This is a genomic window from Streptomyces sp. NPDC001443, assembly GCF_053597355.1.
The window spans coordinates 67959-87611 of the sequence record NZ_JBSFIA010000034.1; the positions used below are offsets into that span (position 1 = coordinate 67959).

Here is a 19653-nt window from a genome sequence, read left to right on the forward strand (position 1 = left end):
GCCGGAACCGCCGGAGGCCTACGCGGCCTTCGCCTTGGTTGCGTACATGTCCACGTACTCCTGGCCGGACAGCCGCATGACCTCGGTCATCACCGAGTCGGTCACGGCCCGCAGCACATAGCGGTCACGGTCCATGCCCTCGTACCGGGAGAACTCCATCGCCTCGCCGAACCGGACCGTGACCTTGCTCGGCCGCGGCATCCCGGAGCCACCCGGCTGGATCTTGTCCGTGCCGATCATGGCGAACGGGACCACGGGCGCCCCGGTCATCAGGGTCAGCCGCGCGATGCCGGTACGGCCCCGGTACAGCCGGCCGTCGGGGGAGCGGGTGCCCTCGGGGTAGATGCCGAAGACCCGGCCCTCCTCCAGGATCCGGCGGCCCGTCATCAGCGCCGCGACCCCGCCCTTGCCGCCGTCCCGGTCGACCGGGATCATGCCGACGCCGGTGAAGAACCACGCCATCAGCCGGCCCTTGAGGCCCTTGCCGGTGACGTACTCGTCCTTGCCGATGAAGCAGACCTGACGGTCGCAGACGAGCGGCAGGATCATCGAGTCGATGAACGTGACGTGGTTGCCGGCGAGGATGACCGGGCCGTCGCCCGGAATATGCTCCACGCCCTCCACCTGGGGGCGGAACATCAGGCGCATGACCGGTCCGAGCACTGCCTTGATGAGCGTGAAGCGGGACAACGGACCCTCCGGAGTCGAAAGACGGCCGAGCGAAGTGCGACGAGTCTCTGTGTGGGATGTGTCTGTGTGTGCGATGTGTCTGTGCAGGTGAGGACGATACTCGCGGGTCCCCGGGTGGCGCACATCGGGTTCACCGGAGTCTTACGCATTGTTGACGCATGTTTACCTGCGGTGCAGCTTCGGGACCTGCGCGCAACGCGGATGTCACGAGACGGGACAGAGTGACGGACGACACACGCCGCCCGCCGGCCGACTGCTCCGAGCGGGTGCCGTCCGGGTACCCCGGTCGCCCGCGCCCAAGCCGACGTACCGTCACCAGCCGCCGTCCCCGCCGTCCCCGCCGTCCCCGCCGTCCCCGCCGTCCCCGCCGTCCCCGCCGTCCCCGCCGTCCCCGCCGTCCCCGCCGTCCCCGTCGTCGAGGAGCCATCCGGTGTCATCCGCGCGTTCCATCCGAGGCCTCTCTTCCGCCATGTCCACGCCCCTACCATCGGCCCGCACGCACGAGCCGACGGCAGGAGGGTGCTCATGGGCACGCACGGGTCACAGCAGTCACAGGGGTCGGACGAGGAACCGGCGGGCACCGGACGCCGGGCACTGCTCGGCGCCGCGGTCCTCGGCGCGAGCGGAGCGGTCCTCGGCCTGGCCGGGTCGGCGAGAGCCGACGCGCGGCGGACGGGAGGAGCCGACGCCCGGCACTCGGGAGGCCTGAAGGGCCTGCCGAAGCCCACCGTCATCGGCCACCGGGGGGCCAGCGGCTACCGGCCCGAGCACACCTTCGGCTCGTACCAACTGGCCCTCGACCTCGGCGCCGACGTCGTCGAGGCCGGTGACCTGGTGGTCACCCGGGACGGTCATCTCGTCTGCCGCCACGAGCCGGAGATCGGCGGCACCACGGACGTCGCCGACCACCCGGAGTTCGCCGCCCGCAGGACCACCAAGGTCCTCGACGGCGTCTCCACCACCGGCTGGTTCACCGAGGACTTCACGCTCGCCGAGCTGAAGACCCTGCGCGCGATCGAGCGGATCCCGGCCAACCGCCCGCACAACACCCTCTACAACGGCCGCTGGGAGATTCCCACCTTCGAAGAGGTGCTCCGCTGGCAGGACGAGCAGACCCGCAAGCGGGGCAAGCAGGTCTGGATCTACCCGGAGACCAAGCACCCCACCTACTTCCGCAAGCTGGGCCTGGGCCTGGAGGAGCGGGTCGCCAAGCTGCTGCGCAAGTACGGCAAGGACAAGTGGAACTCGCCGGTCATCCTCCAGTCCTTCGAGCCGACCAGCATCCAGCGTCTGAACACGCTCGTGGACAACCCCCTCGTCGTGCTGCTCTCCTCGGCCGCGAGCCGCCCCTGGGACTTCGTCGAGACGGGCGACCCGCGCACGGTCGCCGACCTCGTCACGCCTGCGGGCCTCAGGGAGATCGCCGGTTACGCCCAGGGCATCGGACCGACCCTCGACCTGGTCGTCCCGAAGGACGCGAGCGGCAACCTCACCACCCCGACCACCCTGGTCAAGGACGCCCACGCGGTGGGCCTGGTGCTGCACCCGTACACCATGCGCAACGAGAACCCCTTCCTGCCCACGAGCTTCCGCAAGGGCACCGACGCCGACGCCTACGGAGACGCCTTCGGCGCCTTCCAGGCGTACTTCGCGACCGGTATCGACGGCGTCTTCACCGACAACGCCGACACCGCGGTGATGGCCCGCGCGGACTTCGTCAACGGCTGATTCCCCTTTGGAGTGACACTCGGCCGCCCGGCGAACCCGCGTCCGGGCGGCCGCGTCGTGCCGTACATGACGCACGAGATGCTCACCGCCCTGCGCCCGTTGCTCGCCGCCGAGGCCCTGGCCGAGGCGCACGGCTCGGGGAGCGAGGCGGGAGACCTGGAGCAGGAGGTCTGGCTCCGCCTCCTGGAACGCCTCGCGGCCGGCGCGCCGCCGCACGACCCGCCCGCCTGGCTGCGCAAGGCCGTCCGCGCCGAGGCGCGCCGCTCGCGCCGCAGGACCCGCCGTGAACGGCCGTACGACACCGAGCCCGTCGCCGATCCGGGCCGCGGCCCGGAACAGCTCGTCCTCGGCGCCGCCCACCGGCGCGTCCTGCGCGACGCGGTACGCCGACTGCCCGGCCGCTGCCCGCGCCTGCTGGAGGCACTGCTCTCGCCGCAGGACCCGACCTACCGGGAGATCGCGGGGGAGTTGGGTATCTCACAGGGCAGTCTGGGGCCGGAACGCGCTAAATGTCTTGGTTGTCTTCGGCGTTTGCTTGCGCCGGAGGTTGCGGCTCGCGGAGTGCGGGGATAGGAGTGTGGAACAACCGGTGATCAGGTGAGCGGGAGGCGTGCGCACATGGGCATGAGCGTGACCATCTCGGTGGCGACCGAGCAGGACGTGGAGCAGATCTTCAGGTTGCAGTACCTGTGCTTCCAGAGCGAGGCGGCGCTGTACGGCAACTACCGCATCGACCCGCTCGTCCAGACCCTCGACTCGGTCCGCGCCGAGGTCGCCTCCGACTGTGTCTACGTGGCACGGCTGGGCGAGGAGGTCGTCGGTTCGGTGCGCGGCCGGATCGGCGAGGACGGCGCGGCCGCCATCGGCAAGCTCTGTGTCCACCCCCGCCTCCAGGGCCACGGCATCGGCGCCCGCCTGCTGCGCGCGGCCGAGTCGGCCCTCGCCGAGGAGCACGGCGCCAAGACGTTCCGCCTGTTCACCGGCCACCGCAGCGAGGGCAACCTGCGCCTGTACCGCCGCGTCGGCTACGAGACGGTGGGCACGTCCAAGGGCGGCGACGACGGCGTACCGATGATCATCCTGGAGAAGCCGGCCGGGACGTACGCGACGACGGCCTAGCCTTCCGGTCGCTCGGCCGCGACCCCGTCCGGCGCTCGTCGGGTCCGGTGCGACGCCCCGGGCCCCGGACGGGTGCTCAGTTCTGCTTCTGCGCCTTGCGGAGCCAGTACAGCGCCGACAGCGGCAGCAGTACGGGGATGAAGACGTACCCCATGCCGTACTTCGACCACACCGTCGCGTCCGGGAACGCGGAGGGGTCGACCAGGGTCCAGGTCCCGACGATCAGGACACCCGCGAGCTCGGCGGCGCAGCACGCCAGCGCCGCCCTGCGGGCCTTCTCCCCGCCGCGCACCAGCGAGTACGTGATGAACCCGTACACCGCGCCCGCCACCGCCGACAGCGTGTACGCGAGCGGCGCCCGGTCGAACTCGGTGGCGATCTGGTAGACGGACCGCGACACCGCGCCGACGACCATCACGCCGTACAGCCAGACCAGCAGAATGCCCGGCCCGCCGATGAGCCGCGCGGGCCTGTCGTTCGCCGTGGTCATCTCAGCCTCCCCAGATGTCATAGAGCCGCACCTCCAGGACGGCGAGGACGACACCGCCGGCCGCGACCGTCACCGAACCCCACCGGGTGCGCTCGGCCAGCGACATGAACCCCGCGGCCGGGATGCAGGCGAACGCGCCCAGCAGATACGCCACGAAGATCGCCGTACCCTGCTCCGCCTTCTCGCCCCGAGCCAGCTGCACGATCCCCACCACCAGCTGGACCAGCGCCAGCAGCGAGACCACGGCCATCCCGATGAAGTGCCAGTCCTTGGTCGGCTGGTCACGGTAGGCCGCCCAGCCGCACCAGGCGGCGAGCAGCAGCGCGGCGACACCGGTCGCCGGCGTCAGGGCATCAAGCATGCGGAGACCCTATTACGGCCCAAAAGGACCGCCGCGCGCGGGCCCGGCTGTGACCTGGTCCGCCCGGGTCCTGTCGGGTCCGTCCGGGTCGGGCGGTTTTCGGGGGCATCGTAGGGTCTGGGACATGACGATCCACGCCAAAGCCCTCCTGTTCGACAACGACGGAACCCTCGTCTCCACCCTCGCCTCCGTGCAGCGCTGCTGGACCCGGTGGGTCGAGGAGTACGGGATCGACGCCGAGGCCTTCGCGTCGATCGCCCTGCACGGGCGGACCGCCGTGGAGATAGCCGCCGACCTGCTGCCCGCGGCCGTCGTGCCGGAGGCCGTCGCGCGGATCGAACTCCTGGAGGTCGAGGACGTGCCGAACGGGGGCGTGGAACTGCTGCCCGGCACCCGGGACTTCCTCGACTCGCTGCCCGCCGACCGGTGGGCCGTGGTGACCTCCGCCACCCTGCGGCTCGCCGAGGCCCGGCTCGACGCCGTCGGTATCCGGCCCAAGACGCTCGTCGCCGCCGACGACGTCACGCGCGGCAAGCCCGATCCCGAGCCCTATCTGCTCGCCGCCCGCCGCCTGGGCGTCGACCCGGCCGACTGCGTCGTCTTCGAGGACGCCCCCGCGGGGTTGGCGTCCGGCCGCGCCGCCGGGATGACCACCGTGGCCTTGGCCACAACCCACCAGGCCCACGAACTCGACGCGGATCTCGTGGTGAAGGACCTCTCGGCCTTGTCGGCACTGGTCACCGAGGGCGGCGTGGAGATCTCCGTCCGCCGCTGACGCGAGCCCGTCGCTGGACAGAGGTGTCCGCATGTCGGACACCTCTGTCCTGTCAGGGCCGTATGTCTGGTTAACTGACCGCATGACCACGACGAGCAGCCGCATCCTTGCGACCGAGGCGACCATGACGCCCGGTGCTCGTTGTATGTGTCGAATGTGCGCCTTCTAGAGGGCCCCCGCACCACCTGAGCCTCGCGCCCCGAAGCGAGACGCCGTGGCGTATCCGTGCGACCTCCGTCGCCGGTGACCGACGCCGCCCCGCGCACATGTTCTCCCCGGTTCCACCGCTGCCACCGCTGCCACCGCGAGAACCTGCCGCGTCCCTGAACGAACGCACCCGTGCCCCGGGCATCCCCATGCCCGCGCACTCGACAGTGACGGAAACCCCAGTGATCACCACCTCGGGCCTGACCAAGGTCTACCGCTCCCGCGGCCGTGAGGTCACCGCCCTCGACGGCGTCGATCTGCACGTCCGCGAAGGCGAGGTGTTCGGCGTCATCGGCCAGTCCGGCGCCGGCAAGTCCTCGCTCATCCGCTGCGTCAACCTGCTGGAACGCCCCACCGCCGGCACGGTCACCGTGGCCGGTCAGGACCTCACGGCCCTCGCCGGACGCGGACCGCGCGCGGGCCGGGAACTGCGCCGGGCGCGCAGCCGGATCGGCATGGTCTTCCAGCACTTCAACCTGCTGTCCTCGCGGACCGTCCAGGACAACGTCGAGCTGCCGCTCGAAATCCTCGGCAAGTCCGGGAAGGAACGTTCCCGCAAGGCGCTGGAGCTGCTCGACCTCGTCGGTCTCGCCGACCAGGCCGGGGCCTACCCGGCACAGCTCTCCGGCGGCCAGAAGCAGCGCGTCGGCATCGCCCGCGCCCTGGCCGGTGACCCGAAGGTGCTGCTCTCCGACGAGGCCACCAGCGCCCTCGACCCGGAGACCACCCGCTCGATCCTCCAGCTGCTGCGCGACCTCAACCGGCAGCTGGGGCTCACGGTCCTGCTCATCACCCACGAGATGGACGTCGTGAAGTCGGTCTGCGACTCGGCCGCCCTCATGGAGAACGGCCGGGTCGTCGAGTCCGGTACAGTCACCGACCTGCTCGCCACACCGGGCTCCGAACTGGCCGCGGCCCTCTTCCCCGTCACGGGCGAGGCCGCCGGCGCGGACCGCACGGTCGTCGACGTCACCTTCCACGGCGAGAGCGCCACCCAGCCGGTCATCTCCCAGCTCGCGCGCACCTACAACGTCGACGTCTCCATCCTCGGCGCCGCGATCGACACCGTCGGCGGCCTCCAGGTCGGCCGGATGCGCATCGAACTGCCCGGCCGCTTCGAGGACAACGTCGTGCCCATCGGCTTCCTGCGCGAGCAGGGCCTCCAGATCGACGTGGTCGACAACCGGGCCCAGACGCCCGCGCTGGTCGAGGAAGGTGCCAAGTGACCTGGTCCGAGATGCAGCCCCTGCTGTCCGAAGAGTGTTGGAACACGCTCTACATGGTCGGCTGGTCCACCCTCATCGCGATCGTCGGCGGCCTGCCGCTCGGCATCCTGCTGGTGCTGACGGACCGCGGCGGGCTGCTCCAGAACGTCGTCGCGAACAAGGTCATCGGGCAGGTCGTGAACATCGTCCGCTCGATGCCGTTCATCATCCTGATGGTCGCGCTGATGACCTTCACCCGCTGGATCACCGGGACCACCCTCGGCCGCGAGGCCGCCATCGTGCCGCTCGCCATCGGCGCCGTCCCGTTCTTCGCCCGCCTGGTCGAGACGGCCGTCCGCGAAGTGGACGGCGGGCTGGTCGAGGCCGTGCAGTCGATGGGCGGCAACACCTGGACGATCGTGCGCAAGGTGCTCGTACCCGAGTCGCTGCCGTCGCTGATCTCCTCGGCGACCACCACGGTCGTGGCCCTCATCGGCTACTCCGCGATGGCCGGCACCGTCGGCGCCGGCGGACTGGGCGACCTCGCCATCCGCTACGGCTACCTGCGCTTCGAGTCCGAGATGATGTGGATCATCGTCGCCATCCTCGCGGTGGTCATCTCGGTCATCCAGTTCGCCGGCGACTACGCGGCCCGCTCGCTGCACAGCCGTGGCGGCCACTCCGGCCCCGCCCCGAGGCTGCGGCTGCTCAAGCCGGCCGCCGTGCCGGGCGAGACGGGCTGACCCGACCGGACCCCGTCCGCGGTCACCGACGACTTCCCCAGGTTTCCCCAGATTTCCCCACAGCACCCACCGTGGGGTTGCTCCACCCTTAAGGAAAGGCACTTTTCGTGCGTAACGCCACCAAGATCACCTCCGCCGTCCTCGCCACGGGAGCCCTCACCCTCGGGCTCGGCGCCTGCGGCTCCGGCAAGGACTCCGGCGCCTCCGACTACAGCGGGCCGCTGGTCGTCGCCGCGACCCCCACCCCGCACGCCGAGATCCTCGACTACATCAAGGACAACCTGGCGAAGAAGGCCGGCCTCGACCTCCAGGTCAAGGAGGTCACCGACTACGTCACGCCGAACACGGCGACCGAGGACGGCTCGGTGGACGCCAACTACTTCCAGAGCAAGCCCTACCTCGCCGACTTCAACGCCAAGCGCGGCACCCACCTCGTGTCCGTCGCCGACGTCCACCTCGAGCCGCTCGGCCTCTACTCCCACAAGGTGAAGAGCGTCGACGCCCTCAAGAACGGCGCGACCGTCGCCGTCCCGAACGACGCCGACAACGAGTCCCGCGCCCTCAAGCTCCTCGCCGCCAACGGGCTGATCACCTTCAAGGACGGCGGCAAGGGCCAGGAGACCCCGCAGAGCATCGACAAGAACCCCAAGGGCCTGACGTTCAAGGAGGTCGAGGCCGCTCAGACGGCGCGCTCCCTGGACGACGTCGACGCCGCGGTCGTCAACGGCAACTACGCGCTCTCGGCCGGTCTCAAGCCCGCCAAGGAAGCCCTCGTCCTGGAGTCCGCGAAGGGCAACCAGTACGTCAACGTCCTCGCCGTCAAGAAGGGCGACGAGAAGGACCCGCGCGTCCAGAAGCTCGCCAAGCTCCTGAACTCCGCCGAGGTCAAGAAGTTCATCGAGGACAAGTACGACGGCTCGGTCATCGCCTCCTTCTAGGTTCCTCCCGGGACCGTGACGGCCCGCTGATCAGCCCGCCGCGCGAGCGGCTCGCCGCACCACCGGACCGGCTCCCGCAAGGGAGTCGACCCGGTGGTGCGGTTCACTGCTTTCATGCTGCATGCTGGGCAGTTCAGCGGTACCTGACGACTCGAAGGTTACGGAGCGGCGCATGACGAGCACCTTCCCCGACATCTCCATCAGCACGGAGCGGTTGGTGCTGCGTGCTCTCGACGAGGACGACATCGCCGCCATGGCCGAGATGATGAACGACGAACAGGTCGCGGCCTGGACGAGCGTGCCCCAGCCGTTCACCCAGGACGACGCCCGCAGGTGGATCACCGCTCACGCCCCGGCCGAACGCGCCGCGGGACGCGGACTGGACCTCGCCGTCACCGAGTTCCTCACCCAGCGGCTGGTCGGCGTCATCCAGCTCGGCAAGACCAACTGGCACGTCCGCTCCACCGAACTGTCGTACATCGTCGCCCCCTGGGCGCGCGGCGAGGGCTACGCCTCCGAGGCGGCGCTCGGCACCGCCCAGTGGCTGTTCACGGACCAGAAGTTCGAGCGCATCGAACTGCGCACGGCCGCCGACAACACGGCCTCGCAGCAGGTCGCCCAGAAGATCGGCTGCATCAGCGAGGGAGTCCTGCGCAACGCCTGCATAGCGCGCACCCGCGCCGAGGACGGCACCTGGGCCGACACGCGCACCGACTTCATCGTCTGGAGCCTGCTGCCGGAGGACCTGGAGGGCACGGGGGAGCAACTGTCCGACAGCGGCAGCTTCACGTCGTACACCGCCTACACCGACTGGAACTGAACCGGCTGGAACCGAACCGGCGCCCCGCCACCAGGTAGTCTCACGAAAGGCCCCCGCGGGCCACCCTTCCCGACCAGCTGCGCGAGACCCCTGGAGACTGACGACGATGGCCGACCGGGTCACGGTGATCGGCTGGGACGGCTCGCCGCTGACCGCCGCGGCACGCGCGGCCCTCGGCGCCGCCACGCTGGTCGCCGGCGCCGCGCACCATCTGGCACTGCCCGAGATCCCGCCCGGCGCGGAACGCATCCGGCTGGGCAGTGTCGACCTCGCCGCCCGGAGGGTGGCCGGCCATCGCGGCACCGCGGTGGTGCTCGCCGACGGCGACCCCGGCTTCTTCGGCGTCGTACGGAGCCTGCGCGCACCCGAGTTCGGGCTCGAGGTCGAGGTCGTCCCCGCCGTCTCCTCCGTGGCCGCCGCGTTCGCCCGGGCCGGGATGCCCTGGGACGACGCCCAGGTGGTCGTCGCCCACCGCCGCACCCTGCGCCGCGCGGTGAACGTGTGCCGGGCGCACGCCAAGGTCGCGGTCCTCACCTCGCCCGGCGCCGGTCCCGCGGAGCTCGGACTGCTGCTGGAGGGCGTCCACCGCACCTTCGTGATCTGCGAGGAGCTCGGCACCGAGCGCGAGCGGGTCGCCGTCGTCACCTCCGACAAGGCCGCCGACCACGCCTGGCGCGACCCGAACGTCGTCATCGTCATCGGCGGACCCGTCGGCCGCGGCACCGGCGGCGACGGCGGGGGCTGGATCGCCGGCCGCGACCCGGCCGCCGGACCACGCGGCTGGACCCTGCCCGCCGAGGCCTACGACGGACCGCTCGGCGAGGGCGAGACCCAGTTGCTGCGGGCCGCCCAGCTCGCCCGGCTCGGCCCCCGGGTCGGCGACCTCGTGTGGGACATCGGCTGTGGCAGCGGCGCCTTCGCCACCGAGGCGGCGCGGGCCGGGGCCGCCGTCCTCGCCGTCGACCACGACCTGCGGGCCTGCGCCCGCACCGACGCCGCCGCCCGCCGCCACGGGGTGCAGCTCCAGATCGTCCACGGCACCGCCCCGCACGTCCTGGAGCGCCTGCCCGAACCCGACGTGGTCCGCGTCGCCGGCGGGGGAGCCGCCGTCGTCACCGCGGTCGCCGACCGCCGCCCGCAGCGGATCGTCACGCACGCGGCGAACCGCGACGCCGCCGAGGTCATCGGCCGGGACCTGACCGAACACGGCTACCGGGTCGAGTGCGCCCTCCTGCAGTCGGTCGACCTCGACAGCCGGGTCTGGACGGAGCGGGAGCGGAGCGTGGCGTTCCTGCTCACCGGAGAACTGCCGCAGCGCGAAGCGCCCCGCTGAGGGCCGGTGGCCGCGCTCCGGGCGCGGCGCGGCCGTGCCGAGGGCGGGTCGCGGGTGGACCTGCCCGATCGTGACCCGTGATCCTGTTGTCGTACCGCGCGCGGTAGGCTGGCCGATCGTTGTACCGCACCGGGGGACCCGTACATTCGTTCGTCAATGTCCGGAAAACCCGTCCGTTTTGGGGTGAGTGTGGTACGGCAAGAACCGGAGGACGCGCAACGTGGCGCAGTCCACAGCGGGCTGTCGCGGATCAACCTGTCGCGACGACGGAACGGCCGGGACAATGCCACCTAATGGCTTTGTCGCTTTTTGCGGTCGGCTCGGTCGTGCCGCTGGGCACGCACGCTCGTTCTTCACTACGGGGGCGGTCGGTGCGCCGTTCCCGGTGAGCTGGTCGTAGAGGCACTAACCGATGGGCGAGGGGTACGCATGACCGACACCGGCCAGATCCCGGGCGAGGAGCTGCCGGAGAACTCAGGCATGGTGGAGCAGCCTGGCGTCTCCGCGCCGGGCGGGTACGCCTACCTCTCCGAGACCACCGCCGAGGACGAAGACCTGCTGCTGCCGGGCGCACAGAGCGCCTGGGGCAACGAAGTGGCCCCGCCGGCGCCGGAGCCGGTCGTCGAGACCCTTCACGAGCCGGGTCCGCACGAGCTGTCCGGCCGGGACACCGGTTCGGTCGACCTCGGCGGCGTCCGCCTGCCCACCCCGACGCCGCCGCCCGTCCAGGTCCAGCCCCGCAGACCCCTGCACCTCGGCCCGCTGATCCCGGACGCCTCCGCCAGCCCGGTCCGCTCCCTCGCCGACCGGGGTCCGGCGGGCGCGCCCGTACGGCACCCGGCCCCCGCGCCGACCGGCCCCGAGTACCTCGACGTGCCGCCGGTGCGCGAGACGGCGGTGCCGAACAGCGGGCCCTGGGTCGCCCAGGGCACGGTCCAGCCGCCGGTGGGCATGGCCGCGACCCCCGTCGCGACGGCCGCCCCGGTCGTGGAGCACCCGCTCGCCGCCCCGGCCGGATCCCCGGTCGTGGCGCAGGTGGGGCAGCCGGTCGCGGCACACGTGGAGTACCCGGTGGCGGCCCCTGCCGAACAGCCGGTCATGGACCGGCAGATCGTGGAACAGCCGGCCGTGGACCAACCGGTCGTGGAGCAGCAGCCCGAGCCGGTCGGCGCGGCCGAGGCCGTGATGGCCCGTATCGCCACCGAGGCGGGCGTCGCCACGGCACAGGCCGAGGGGCCGGTGCCGGTCGCCGTGCCCGCGCCCGAAGCCACGCCCGGGTCCGGCCCGGAGCCGACGCCGGCGGAGCCCGTGGGCACGGAGGACGGTTCGGGCACGGGAGTGGTGCCCGAACCGACGCAGGGCCCTGAGGCCGGGTCCGCCGGGTCCGAAGGCCAGGTTCCGGACACCGGGGCGGTCGCGGACGCGGGCCAGGTCCCCGGCGCCGCCGAGGCGTCGGAGCAGGGTCCGGTCCCGGGCCCCGAATCCGTCGTCGGCCCCGGGCAGGCCGAAGCCGGTGCCGCCGTGTCCCCGGAGCCCGTGGGCCCCGTGCCGGCCGCGGGTGCCGAGGACGCGGGCCAGGTTCCCGCGCCGTCCGACGCGGCCGTTCCCGAACAGGCCGCGCAAGCGGTCGCCGTCGAGGCGACGACCGAGGCTCAGGAGACCCCGCAGACCCCCGAACCCGCGCCCGCCGCACCGGAGCAGGTCGTAGCGGAGCAGGCCACACCGGAGCAGGCCGTAGCGGAGCAGGTCGCTCCGGAGCAGGCCGTGCCCGCCGACGCCGTGGCGGTGGAGGCTGCCGGGATCGTGCCCGGCACCGAGGCCGCGGCCGTGCCGCAGGGCGCACCGGCCGCCGGCTCCGAGGTGCCCGAGGCACCGCAGGCCCCGCAGCCGGCCGGCCCCGAGGACGCGCCCGTCGCCGCGCCCGTCCCGGCCCCCGCCGAGGCCGTCGCCGCCCAGCCCGCCGAGGTGGTCGCGCCGGTCGCCGGGCCGCAGTCCGGCGTGTTCGCGCCCTTCCCGTCGGCCCTGGACGCGATGGGCCTCGCCCGCCCCGCGGCCGACACCCCTGCTCCGGCCGAGCTCGCCGCCGACCAGGCACAGGCCCAGGACCAGGCCCAGGCGCCCACGCACCCCGGTGTCGCGGCGCAGATGCCGCCCGCCGCCGAGTCCGCCCCGCAGAGCGCCGACGCACCCGCGGCCGAGCCGCTGGTCGAGACCGGCCAGGACCAGCCCGTGGGCCGGTTCGTCCCGGTCGAGGGCATGGTGCCGACCACCCCGCACCTCGCCCCGACCCCGCCGCACCCCATCGTCCTGCCCATCCAGGCGCCGGAGGCCCAGGCACAGGCGCCGGAGGCCCAGGCACAGACGCCGGGCGCGCAGCTCCCGGAACCCGTCGCCGTGGTCCCCGCCCCCCGGGAGGCCGAACCGGCCCCGGGCCAGGACGCCGAGAACGCCGAGACCGCCGAGCACGACCCGGGCGTCGTACAGCAGGCGGCGGACCTGGACACCAGGGGCGCCGGACAGGAAGACCAGGAAGAAGAGAGCACGGCCGCAGTGGAAGAAGTACGAGAGTCCACCGGCCCGGCCGCCCCCGGCTTCGCCGAAGCCGAGCGCGAGGCCGTGCTGCGGGTGATCCGCGAGCGCCGTGACATCCGCAACGGCTTCCGCAACGACCCGATCCCGCACGAGGTGCTGCTGCGCGTCCTGGAGGCGGCCCACACGGCCCCGTCCGTGGGCCACTCGCAGCCCTGGGACTTCGTCGTGATCCGGTCGGCCGAGACCCGCCGCACCATGCACGAACTGGCCATGCGCCAGCGCGAGGCGTACGCCAAGTCGCTGCCCAAGGGCCGGGCCAAGCAGTTCAGGGAAATGAAGATCGAGGCGATCCTCGACACCCCGGTGAACGTCGTCGTCACCGCCGACCCGACCCGCGGCGGCCGGCACACTCTCGGCCGGCACACCCAGCCGCAGATGGCCCCGTACTCCGCCGCGCTCGCCGTGGAGAACTTCTGGCTCGCCGCCCGCGCCGAGGGCCTCGGCGTCGGCTGGGTCAGCTTCTTCGACGAGCGCGAGATGGTCCGCGCCCTCGGCCTGCCCGACCACCTGGAGGTCGTCGCCTACCTGTGCGTCGGGTACGTCGACGAGTTCCCGGAGGAGCCCGAGCTGATGCAGGCGGGCTGGTCCAAGCGCCGTCCCCTGTCCTGGGTCGTGCACGAGGAGACGTACGGCCGTCGCGCGCTGCCCGGCGAGGACCCGCACGACCTGCTCGCCGAGACCGTCGCCGGGATCCGTCCGCTGGACGCCAAGGCGCTCGGCGAGGCCTGGGAGCGGCAGAAGCGCATGACCAAGCCGGCCGGCGCGCTCGGCATGCTGGAGATCATCTCCGCGCAGCTGTCCGGCCTGTCCCGGCAGTGCCCGCCGCCGATCCCGGAGCCCGCGGCCGTCGCGATCTTCGCGGGCGACCACGGTGTGCACGCCCAGGGCGTCACCCCCTGGCCGCAGGAGGTCACGGCCCAGATGGTGGCCAACTTCCTGGGCGGGGGAGCGGTCTGCAACGCTTTCGCCGCGCAGGTCGGCGCCGAGGTCTGCGTCATCGACGTGGGCGTCGCGGCCGACCTCCCGGCCACCCCCGGTCTGCTGCCGCGCAAGATCCGCGCGGGCACCTCGGACATGACCACCGGCCCCGCGATGACCCGCGAGGAGGCCAAGCAGGCCATCGAGGTGGGCATCGAGACCGCCCGTGACCTGGTGGCGGCCGGCAACAAGGCCCTGCTCACCGGTGAGATGGGCATCGCCAACACCACCGCGTCGGCCGCCCTCATCTCCGTCTTCACCGGCGCCGACCCGGCCGAGGTCACCGGCCGCGGCACCGGCATCAACGACGAGACCCTCGCCCGCAAGACCGATGTCGTGCGCCGCGCCCTGGAGTTCCACCAGCCCGACCCCGCCGATCCCATCGGCGTCCTCGCGGCGATCGGAGGCTTCGAGCACGCGGCGATGGTCGGTCTGCTCCTGGGCGGCGCCTCGCTGCGCACCCCGGTGATCCTGGACGGTGTCAGCGCCGGCGCCGCCGCCCTGGTGGCCCGCGCCATCGCCCCGGAGGTCCTCGCGGCCTGCATCGCGGGTCACCGCAGCGCCGAGCCGGGCCATGTGGCGGCCCTCAACAAGCTGGGCCTGCGCCCCCTGGTCGACCTGGACCTGCGCCTGGGCGAGGGCACGGGCGCCCTGCTGGCGCTCCCGCTGGTGCAGAGCACGGCACGAGCGATGCACGAGGTGGCGACGTTCGACTCGGCGGGCGTCACCGAGAAGTAGCCCACCACGGGGCGGGGTCGGGGCGGCCGGGAGTTCCGGTGCCCGCCCCCGCCCCCTGCCGTACCCCGCACCACGGCTAAAATTCGCACGTCAGGGCCGCTCCGGAGCTGTAGCGCCCTTCGCATCGCCAGGACGAGGACGAGGAGCCGCCCCCTCATGGCCGAACACCCCGCCTATCCCGTAGGCCTCCGTCTGGCCGGCCGCCGCGTGGTCGTCCTCGGCGGCGGTCAGGTCGCCCAGCGCCGGCTCCCGGCGCTGATCGCGGCGGGCGCCGACATCCTCCTGGTGTCCCCGGAGGCGACGCCGTCCGTCGAGGCCATGGCGGACGCGGGCGAGATCGCCTGGCAGCGGCGCCCCTACGCAGACGGCGACCTCGCCGACGCCTGGTACGCGCTGATCGCCACCAGCGACCCGGAGGCGAACGCCCGGGCCTCCGCCGAGGGCGAGGCCCACCGCGTCTGGTGCGTGCGCTCCGACGACGCCGACGCGGCGACCGCCTGGACCCCGGCCACCGGCCACAGCGAGGGCGTCACCGTGGCCGTGCTCACCACCGACGCGCGCGGCCGCGACCCCCGGCACACCGCCGCCGTCCGGGACGCGGTCGTGGAGGGCCTGCGCGACGGCACCCTCGTAGCCCCGCACCACCGCACCCGCACCCCCGGCGTCGCCCTCGTCGGCGGCGGTCCCGGCGACCCGGACCTGATCACGGTCCGCGGCCGGCGGCTGCTCGCCGAGGCGGACGTCGTCATCGCCGACCGGCTCGGCCCGCGCGACCTGCTGGCCGAACTCCCGCCGCACGTCGAGGTGATCGACGCGGCGAAGATCCCGTACGGGCGCTTCATGGCCCAGGAGGCCATCAACAACGCGCTGATCGAGCACGCCAGGAAGGGCAGGTCCGTCGTCCGGCTGAAGGGCGGCGACCCGTACGTCTTCGGCCGTGGCATGGAGGAGCTCCAGGCACTCGCCGAGGCGGGCATCCCGTGCACGGTCGTCCCGGGCATCTCCAGCTCCATCTCGGTGCCGGGCGCGGCCGGCATCCCCGTCACCCACCGTGGGGTCGCCCATGAGTTCACGGTGGTCAGCGGCCATGTCGCCCCCGACGACGAGCGCTCCCTGGTCGACTGGCCGGCGCTCGCCCGGCTGACCGGTACGCTCGTGGTGCTCATGGGCGTCGACAAGATCGGGAAGATCGCCGAGACGCTCGTCGCGCACGGCAGGTCTCCCGAGACCCCCGTCGCCCTGGTCCAGGAGGGCACGACGGCCGCCCAGCGCCGCGTCGACGCCACCCTCGCGACCGTCGCCGAGACGGTGCGCGCCGAGGACGTGCGGCCCCCGGCCGTCATCGTCATCGGCGAGGTCGTCGGCGTGGGCCCCCGCACCACCGAGTAACCCCGGGTAACACAACCCGTTCCGAGCCGTTGGCACCACACCCAGGACAAGGCAGTATCACCCTGTGGCCGATCTCATCACCGTTGAGGACCCCGCCGACCCGCGCCTGAGCGACTACACGGGCCTGACCGACGTGGAGCTGCGCCGCAAGCGCGAGCCCGCCGAGGGCCTGTTCATCGCCGAGGGCGAGAAGGTCATCCGCCGGGCCAAGGACGCCGGGTACGAGATGCGCTCGATGCTGCTGTCCGCGAAGTGGGTCGACGTCATGCGCGACGTCATCGACGAGCTCCCGGCCCCCGTCTACGCGGTCAGCCCGGAGCTCGCCGAGAAGGTCACCGGCTACCACGTGCACCGCGGCGCCCTCGCCTCCATGCAGCGCAAGCCGCTGCCCACGGCGGCCGAACTGCTGCGCACCGCCCGCCGGGTGGCGGTCATGGAGTCGGTGAACGACCACACGAACATCGGCGCGATCTTCCGTTCGGCGGCCGCCCTCGGCATGGACGCGGTCCTGCTCTCGCCCGACTGCGCCGACCCGCTCTACCGCCGGTCCGTCAAGGTCTCGATGGGCGCGGTCTTCTCGGTGCCCTACGCCCGCCTCGACACCTGGCCCAAGGGTCTCGACTCGGTCCGCGAGGCGGGCTTCACCCTGCTCGCCCTCACCCCGGACGAGAAGGCCAGGTCCCTCGACGAGGCCGCCCCGCACCGGATGGACCGGGTGGCCCTGATGCTCGGCGCGGAGGGCGACGGCCTGTCCACCCAGGCCCTGGTCGCCGCCGACGAATGGGTCCGCATCCCGATGGCCCACGGCGTCGACTCCCTCAACGTGGGCGCGGCGGCGGCGGTCGCCTTCTACGCGGTGGCCACGGGACGCCCGACCGCCTGACCGACGGCCGTCCGGCAGCCGGCCGAGGGCGACGGGGCGTACCCGCGGTGGCGTGCGTCCGGCGGGGTGGCCGGCCGGGTCACTCCGGGCCGTCGGCCCGCAGCGTCGACTCGTACGGCTGCTTCATCCGCTCCCCGAGCGACGGCGCGGGTGGGTGCGGCTCCGCGCCGGACCGTCGTACGACGTCGCCGCCGCCCCCGAGTCCACGCGCCGGCCCCTGACAGCCCTGTACCACCGCGATGGCGAGCGCGACGAGCAGCGTCACCACGACGAACACGAACAGCCGCTGCCGCAGCAGCCGCGGATTCGCCGGCCGCCGACCGGTCCCGGTGGTCCTGGGCGCCGGACGGCCCGCACCGCTGCGCGGTCCCGTCCGGCCGCCGGTGCCCGACCGACCGGTGTTGCGCGAGGCCGGAGTGGGCCGGGCGCCGGACCGGGACGCGGTGCTGTTGCCCCGCGAGGCACTGCCGCCGCGCGACGGGGTCCCCCCGCTCCGGACGGCCGGGGCCGGACCGCGTGAGGGGGTGGGGGTGGCACCCCGGGGCGGCGGAGTCCCCTGCCCTCCCGGATGCCCCGGCGATCGCCGGGGCGCGGCCCGCAACTGCTCCGGATAACTGGCCTCGGCCAGCCGCCCGGTGGGCCGGTCCGCCTCGCCCGTGCGCGGCGCGGGCGGCCGTCCGTCGGTCAGGCCCTGGGCCTCACGGGCGGCGATCTCCTTGAGCCGCAAGGACAGTTCGAGCGTACTGGGCCGATCCTCGGGGTCCTTCGCCAGACAGGCGCGCACCAGCGGGGCCAGCGCGTCGGGCACGCCGTGCAGATGGGCCTCCTCGTGCACCACCCGGTACAGCATCACCTCGGAACTGCCGTGCCCGAAAGGCGAGTCGGCGGTGGAGGCGTACGCGAGGGTGGCGCCCAGCGAGAACACGTCCGTCGCCGGGGTGACGGCGGCCCCGCGCACCTGCTCGGGGGCGAGGAAGCCGGGGGAGCCGACCGCGGTGCCGACGTGGGTGAGCGTGGAGGCGCCGGTCGCCCAGGCGATGCCGAAGTCGATGATCCGCGGCCCCTTGGGGGACAGCAGGATGTTGGACGGCTTCAGGTCCCGGTGCACGACCCCGGCCTCGTGCACCGCGACCAGGCCCTCCGACAGGGCCGCGCCGATCGCGGCCGCCTCGGCCGCGCCGAGCGGTCCCTCGTCGGCGACCTTGTCGTGCAGGGACGGGCCGGGCACGTACTGCGTGGCGAACCAGGGACGGTCCGCGTCCAGGTCCGCGGCCACCAGCCGCGCCGTGCACCCACCACGGATCCGCCGCGCCGCGGACACCTCACGCGCGAACCGCGAGCGGAACTCCTGATCCTCCGCCAGGTCGGGCCGGATCACCTTCAGCGCGACCCGCTGCCCCTTCTTGTCGGAGCCCAGGTAGACGACGCCCATGCCGCCCGCGCCGAGCCGTCTGTGAAGCCTGAACGAGCCGACGACGCGCGGGTCCTCGCGCCTCAGGCGCATCATCGCCATGTTCATCCCCGCTGCCCGGTCCGTGTGACGTGCCACAGCTTACGTTTCCACAGCCGCCCGCGCGCAGAGGCCGCGCCCTCTCGGCCGGATGGATTGTGCTTGCCGGGCACGGGATATGAGGAGTGGTCAGGGAGCCAGAGAACAGAGCCGCTTTGAGCCACCGGCTTCGTCAACCCCACGCCAGGGAAGGGGTGTTGATCACCAAATGGTTGACGGCCCGCAGTGTGGCCCGCGTACCGACGGGAGTGCGCGGACGTACCGGACGACGGCGGTCGGCACGGGCCGCCGGGCGGGGTCCGGGGTGTCCCGAGATGTACGGGAAGTGAGCGAAGTCACCGTCTGCGGGGCTCCTGAACCGCTCCCATGACCCGGAAGTCCGATCGTCCGTAAGGTCCTCCTCCCGGCGTACCGGAGTGCCGGCCCCGGCCGGGCGGACGAGGTCCCGCGAGAACAGTCCGGAAATGCGAGGGCACACCGGACACCTCCTCGGGGATGACCCCGAGTCCTGGAACCTCGTCTCCACCCTGCGGAGTACACCGCAGGTCACGGCTCATCCTCGGGGAGGCCCGCCAATCGGTACGAGGGCATGACGCCCGACCGGCGCCGCGCCCCTAGATTTGAAGTCAAGCGGCGGGTGCAGCACTCGTCCCCCGAGGTCAGACACCCGCCGCTGTCGACGACAACGCAACACGGTCAGGAGAGGGACCATGGCCCACACGGCACCGCGGACGACGATCCGCACCCAGGGGCGCTTCACGCGCCCACGCCGCACGGGCCGTCGCCACCCGTTGGTGGCGACGCTCATGGCCCTTCCCCTGGCGGCCCTGCTCCTGCTGGTGTTCGACGGCTGGGAGACGGTGGCCACACAGGCGTCGTCCGTGGGCGTGATGCTGGGGCGCTGAGCGGCGACCCCAGGCCCGGAAGAGCGGTCCGGGCGGGGACATCCACCCATGAAACCCCGTGGGGACGGGGGTGCGGCGGACGGCAGATGATGCCGGCGCAGCTGGGGAGCTGCGCCGGCATTGCCGTTTCCCCGTCGGCCCCACCCGGGTGCCGTCCGGTGCCCCGATCAGGTCCGCTTGAGCCCCCGTCCGGTCTGCCCCGGTCCGGCCTGCCCCGTCCGGCCTGCCCCGGTCCGCCCGGGTGCCGTT

The 19653-nt window shown here is 72.9% G+C and carries 18 protein-coding genes; 13 read left to right on the plus strand and 5 right to left on the minus strand.

Annotation, left to right across the window (positions count from 1 at the left end; all coding sequences use genetic code 11):
- Window positions 1–18 precede the first annotated feature (18 nt).
- Entirely contained in the window at window positions 19–690 is a 672-nt protein-coding gene (locus ACWC24_RS29810; RefSeq protein ID WP_450665986.1) for a lysophospholipid acyltransferase family protein, read from the minus strand.
- A 312-nt stretch (window positions 691–1002) separates the two neighbouring features.
- The gene (locus tag ACWC24_RS29815; RefSeq protein ID WP_450665987.1) at window positions 1003–1140 is read right to left on the minus strand and encodes a hypothetical protein; all 138 of its coding nucleotides are present in this window, start codon (window positions 1138–1140) and stop codon (window positions 1003–1005) included.
- Window positions 1141–1215: 75 nt separating this feature from the next.
- Here ACWC24_RS29815 and ACWC24_RS29820 point away from each other — a divergent pair, with 75 nt between their 5' ends.
- The 3 genes from ACWC24_RS29820 to ACWC24_RS29830 all read left to right on the plus strand — a co-directional run bounded on the left by ACWC24_RS29820 (window position 1216) and on the right by ACWC24_RS29830 (window position 3537).
- The gene (locus ACWC24_RS29820; protein WP_450665988.1) at window positions 1216–2418 is read left to right on the plus strand and encodes a glycerophosphodiester phosphodiesterase; all 1203 of its coding nucleotides are present in this window, start codon (window positions 1216–1218) and stop codon (window positions 2416–2418) included.
- Window positions 2419–2484: 66 nt separating this feature from the next.
- On the plus strand, window positions 2485–2991 hold the full coding sequence (locus ACWC24_RS29825) for an RNA polymerase sigma factor (RefSeq protein WP_450665989.1): 507 nt from the start codon (window positions 2485–2487) through the stop codon (window positions 2989–2991).
- A 45-nt stretch (window positions 2992–3036) separates the two neighbouring features.
- Window positions 3037–3537 (plus strand): GNAT family N-acetyltransferase, encoded by a 501-nt coding sequence (locus tag ACWC24_RS29830; protein WP_450665990.1) that lies wholly within the window; start codon window positions 3037–3039, stop codon window positions 3535–3537.
- Window positions 3538–3613: 76 nt separating this feature from the next.
- Here the strand turns inward: ACWC24_RS29830 and ACWC24_RS29835 are convergent, their stop codons facing one another.
- A complete protein-coding gene (locus tag ACWC24_RS29835; RefSeq protein ID WP_450665991.1) occupies window positions 3614–4048 on the minus strand; it encodes a hypothetical protein in 435 nt (144 codons plus the stop codon).
- On the minus strand, window positions 4029–4388 hold the full coding sequence (locus ACWC24_RS29840) for a hypothetical protein (protein ID WP_450665992.1): 360 nt from the start codon (window positions 4386–4388) through the stop codon (window positions 4029–4031). Before ACWC24_RS29840 ends, ACWC24_RS29835 begins: the two co-directional genes overlap by 20 nt.
- 124 nt (window positions 4389–4512) lie before the next feature.
- On the opposite strand from ACWC24_RS29840, the gene ACWC24_RS29845 reads away from it, so the two are divergent.
- The 9 genes from ACWC24_RS29845 (at window position 4513) to ACWC24_RS29885 (ending at window position 16989) form a co-directional block, all read left to right on the plus strand.
- Complete coding sequence (locus ACWC24_RS29845) at window positions 4513–5163, plus strand: HAD family hydrolase (RefSeq protein WP_450665993.1); 651 nt, start codon at window positions 4513–4515, stop codon at window positions 5161–5163.
- 389 nt (window positions 5164–5552) lie between these two features.
- Window positions 5553–6596: a methionine ABC transporter ATP-binding protein gene (locus ACWC24_RS29850; protein ID WP_450665994.1), complete on the plus strand. Its 1044-nt coding sequence runs from the start codon at window positions 5553–5555 to the stop codon at window positions 6594–6596.
- Window positions 6593–7318 carry a methionine ABC transporter permease gene (locus tag ACWC24_RS29855; protein WP_450665995.1) on the plus strand — a complete coding sequence of 242 codons (726 nt, stop codon included), beginning with the start codon at window positions 6593–6595 and terminating at the stop codon, window positions 7316–7318. The genes ACWC24_RS29850 and ACWC24_RS29855 overlap by 4 nt, the downstream gene beginning before the upstream one ends.
- A 107-nt stretch (window positions 7319–7425) precedes the next feature.
- Window positions 7426–8256, plus strand: coding sequence for a MetQ/NlpA family ABC transporter substrate-binding protein (locus ACWC24_RS29860; RefSeq protein ID WP_450665996.1), 831 nt, complete (start codon window positions 7426–7428; stop codon window positions 8254–8256).
- Between the two features lie 172 nt (window positions 8257–8428).
- On the plus strand, window positions 8429–9076 hold the full coding sequence (locus tag ACWC24_RS29865; RefSeq protein WP_450665997.1) for a GNAT family N-acetyltransferase: 648 nt from the start codon (window positions 8429–8431) through the stop codon (window positions 9074–9076).
- Between the two features lie 106 nt (window positions 9077–9182).
- Window positions 9183–10409 carry a precorrin-6y C5,15-methyltransferase (decarboxylating) subunit CbiE gene (cbiE, locus tag ACWC24_RS29870; RefSeq protein ID WP_450665998.1) on the plus strand — a complete coding sequence of 409 codons (1227 nt, stop codon included), beginning with the start codon at window positions 9183–9185 and terminating at the stop codon, window positions 10407–10409.
- A 429-nt stretch (window positions 10410–10838) separates the two neighbouring features.
- The gene (cobT, locus tag ACWC24_RS29875) at window positions 10839–14717 is read left to right on the plus strand and encodes a nicotinate-nucleotide--dimethylbenzimidazole phosphoribosyltransferase (RefSeq protein ID WP_450665999.1); all 3879 of its coding nucleotides are present in this window, start codon (window positions 10839–10841) and stop codon (window positions 14715–14717) included.
- Window positions 14718–14873: 156 nt separating this feature from the next.
- Complete coding sequence (gene cobA, locus ACWC24_RS29880) at window positions 14874–16106, plus strand: uroporphyrinogen-III C-methyltransferase (protein WP_450666000.1); 1233 nt, start codon at window positions 14874–14876, stop codon at window positions 16104–16106.
- Window positions 16107–16170: 64 nt separating this feature from the next.
- A complete protein-coding gene (locus ACWC24_RS29885; RefSeq protein ID WP_450666001.1) occupies window positions 16171–16989 on the plus strand; it encodes a TrmH family RNA methyltransferase in 819 nt (272 codons plus the stop codon).
- A 79-nt stretch (window positions 16990–17068) separates the two neighbouring features.
- On the opposite strand, the gene ACWC24_RS29890 is transcribed toward ACWC24_RS29885, so the two are convergent.
- Window positions 17069–18508: a protein kinase domain-containing protein gene (locus ACWC24_RS29890; protein ID WP_450666031.1), complete on the minus strand. Its 1440-nt coding sequence runs from the start codon at window positions 18506–18508 to the stop codon at window positions 17069–17071.
- 701 nt (window positions 18509–19209) lie between these two features.
- Between ACWC24_RS29890 and ACWC24_RS29895 the strand changes: the two genes are divergently transcribed.
- Complete coding sequence (locus ACWC24_RS29895) at window positions 19210–19404, plus strand: hypothetical protein (RefSeq protein ID WP_450666002.1); 195 nt, start codon at window positions 19210–19212, stop codon at window positions 19402–19404.
- The last annotated feature ends 249 nt before the right edge of the window (window positions 19405–19653 follow it).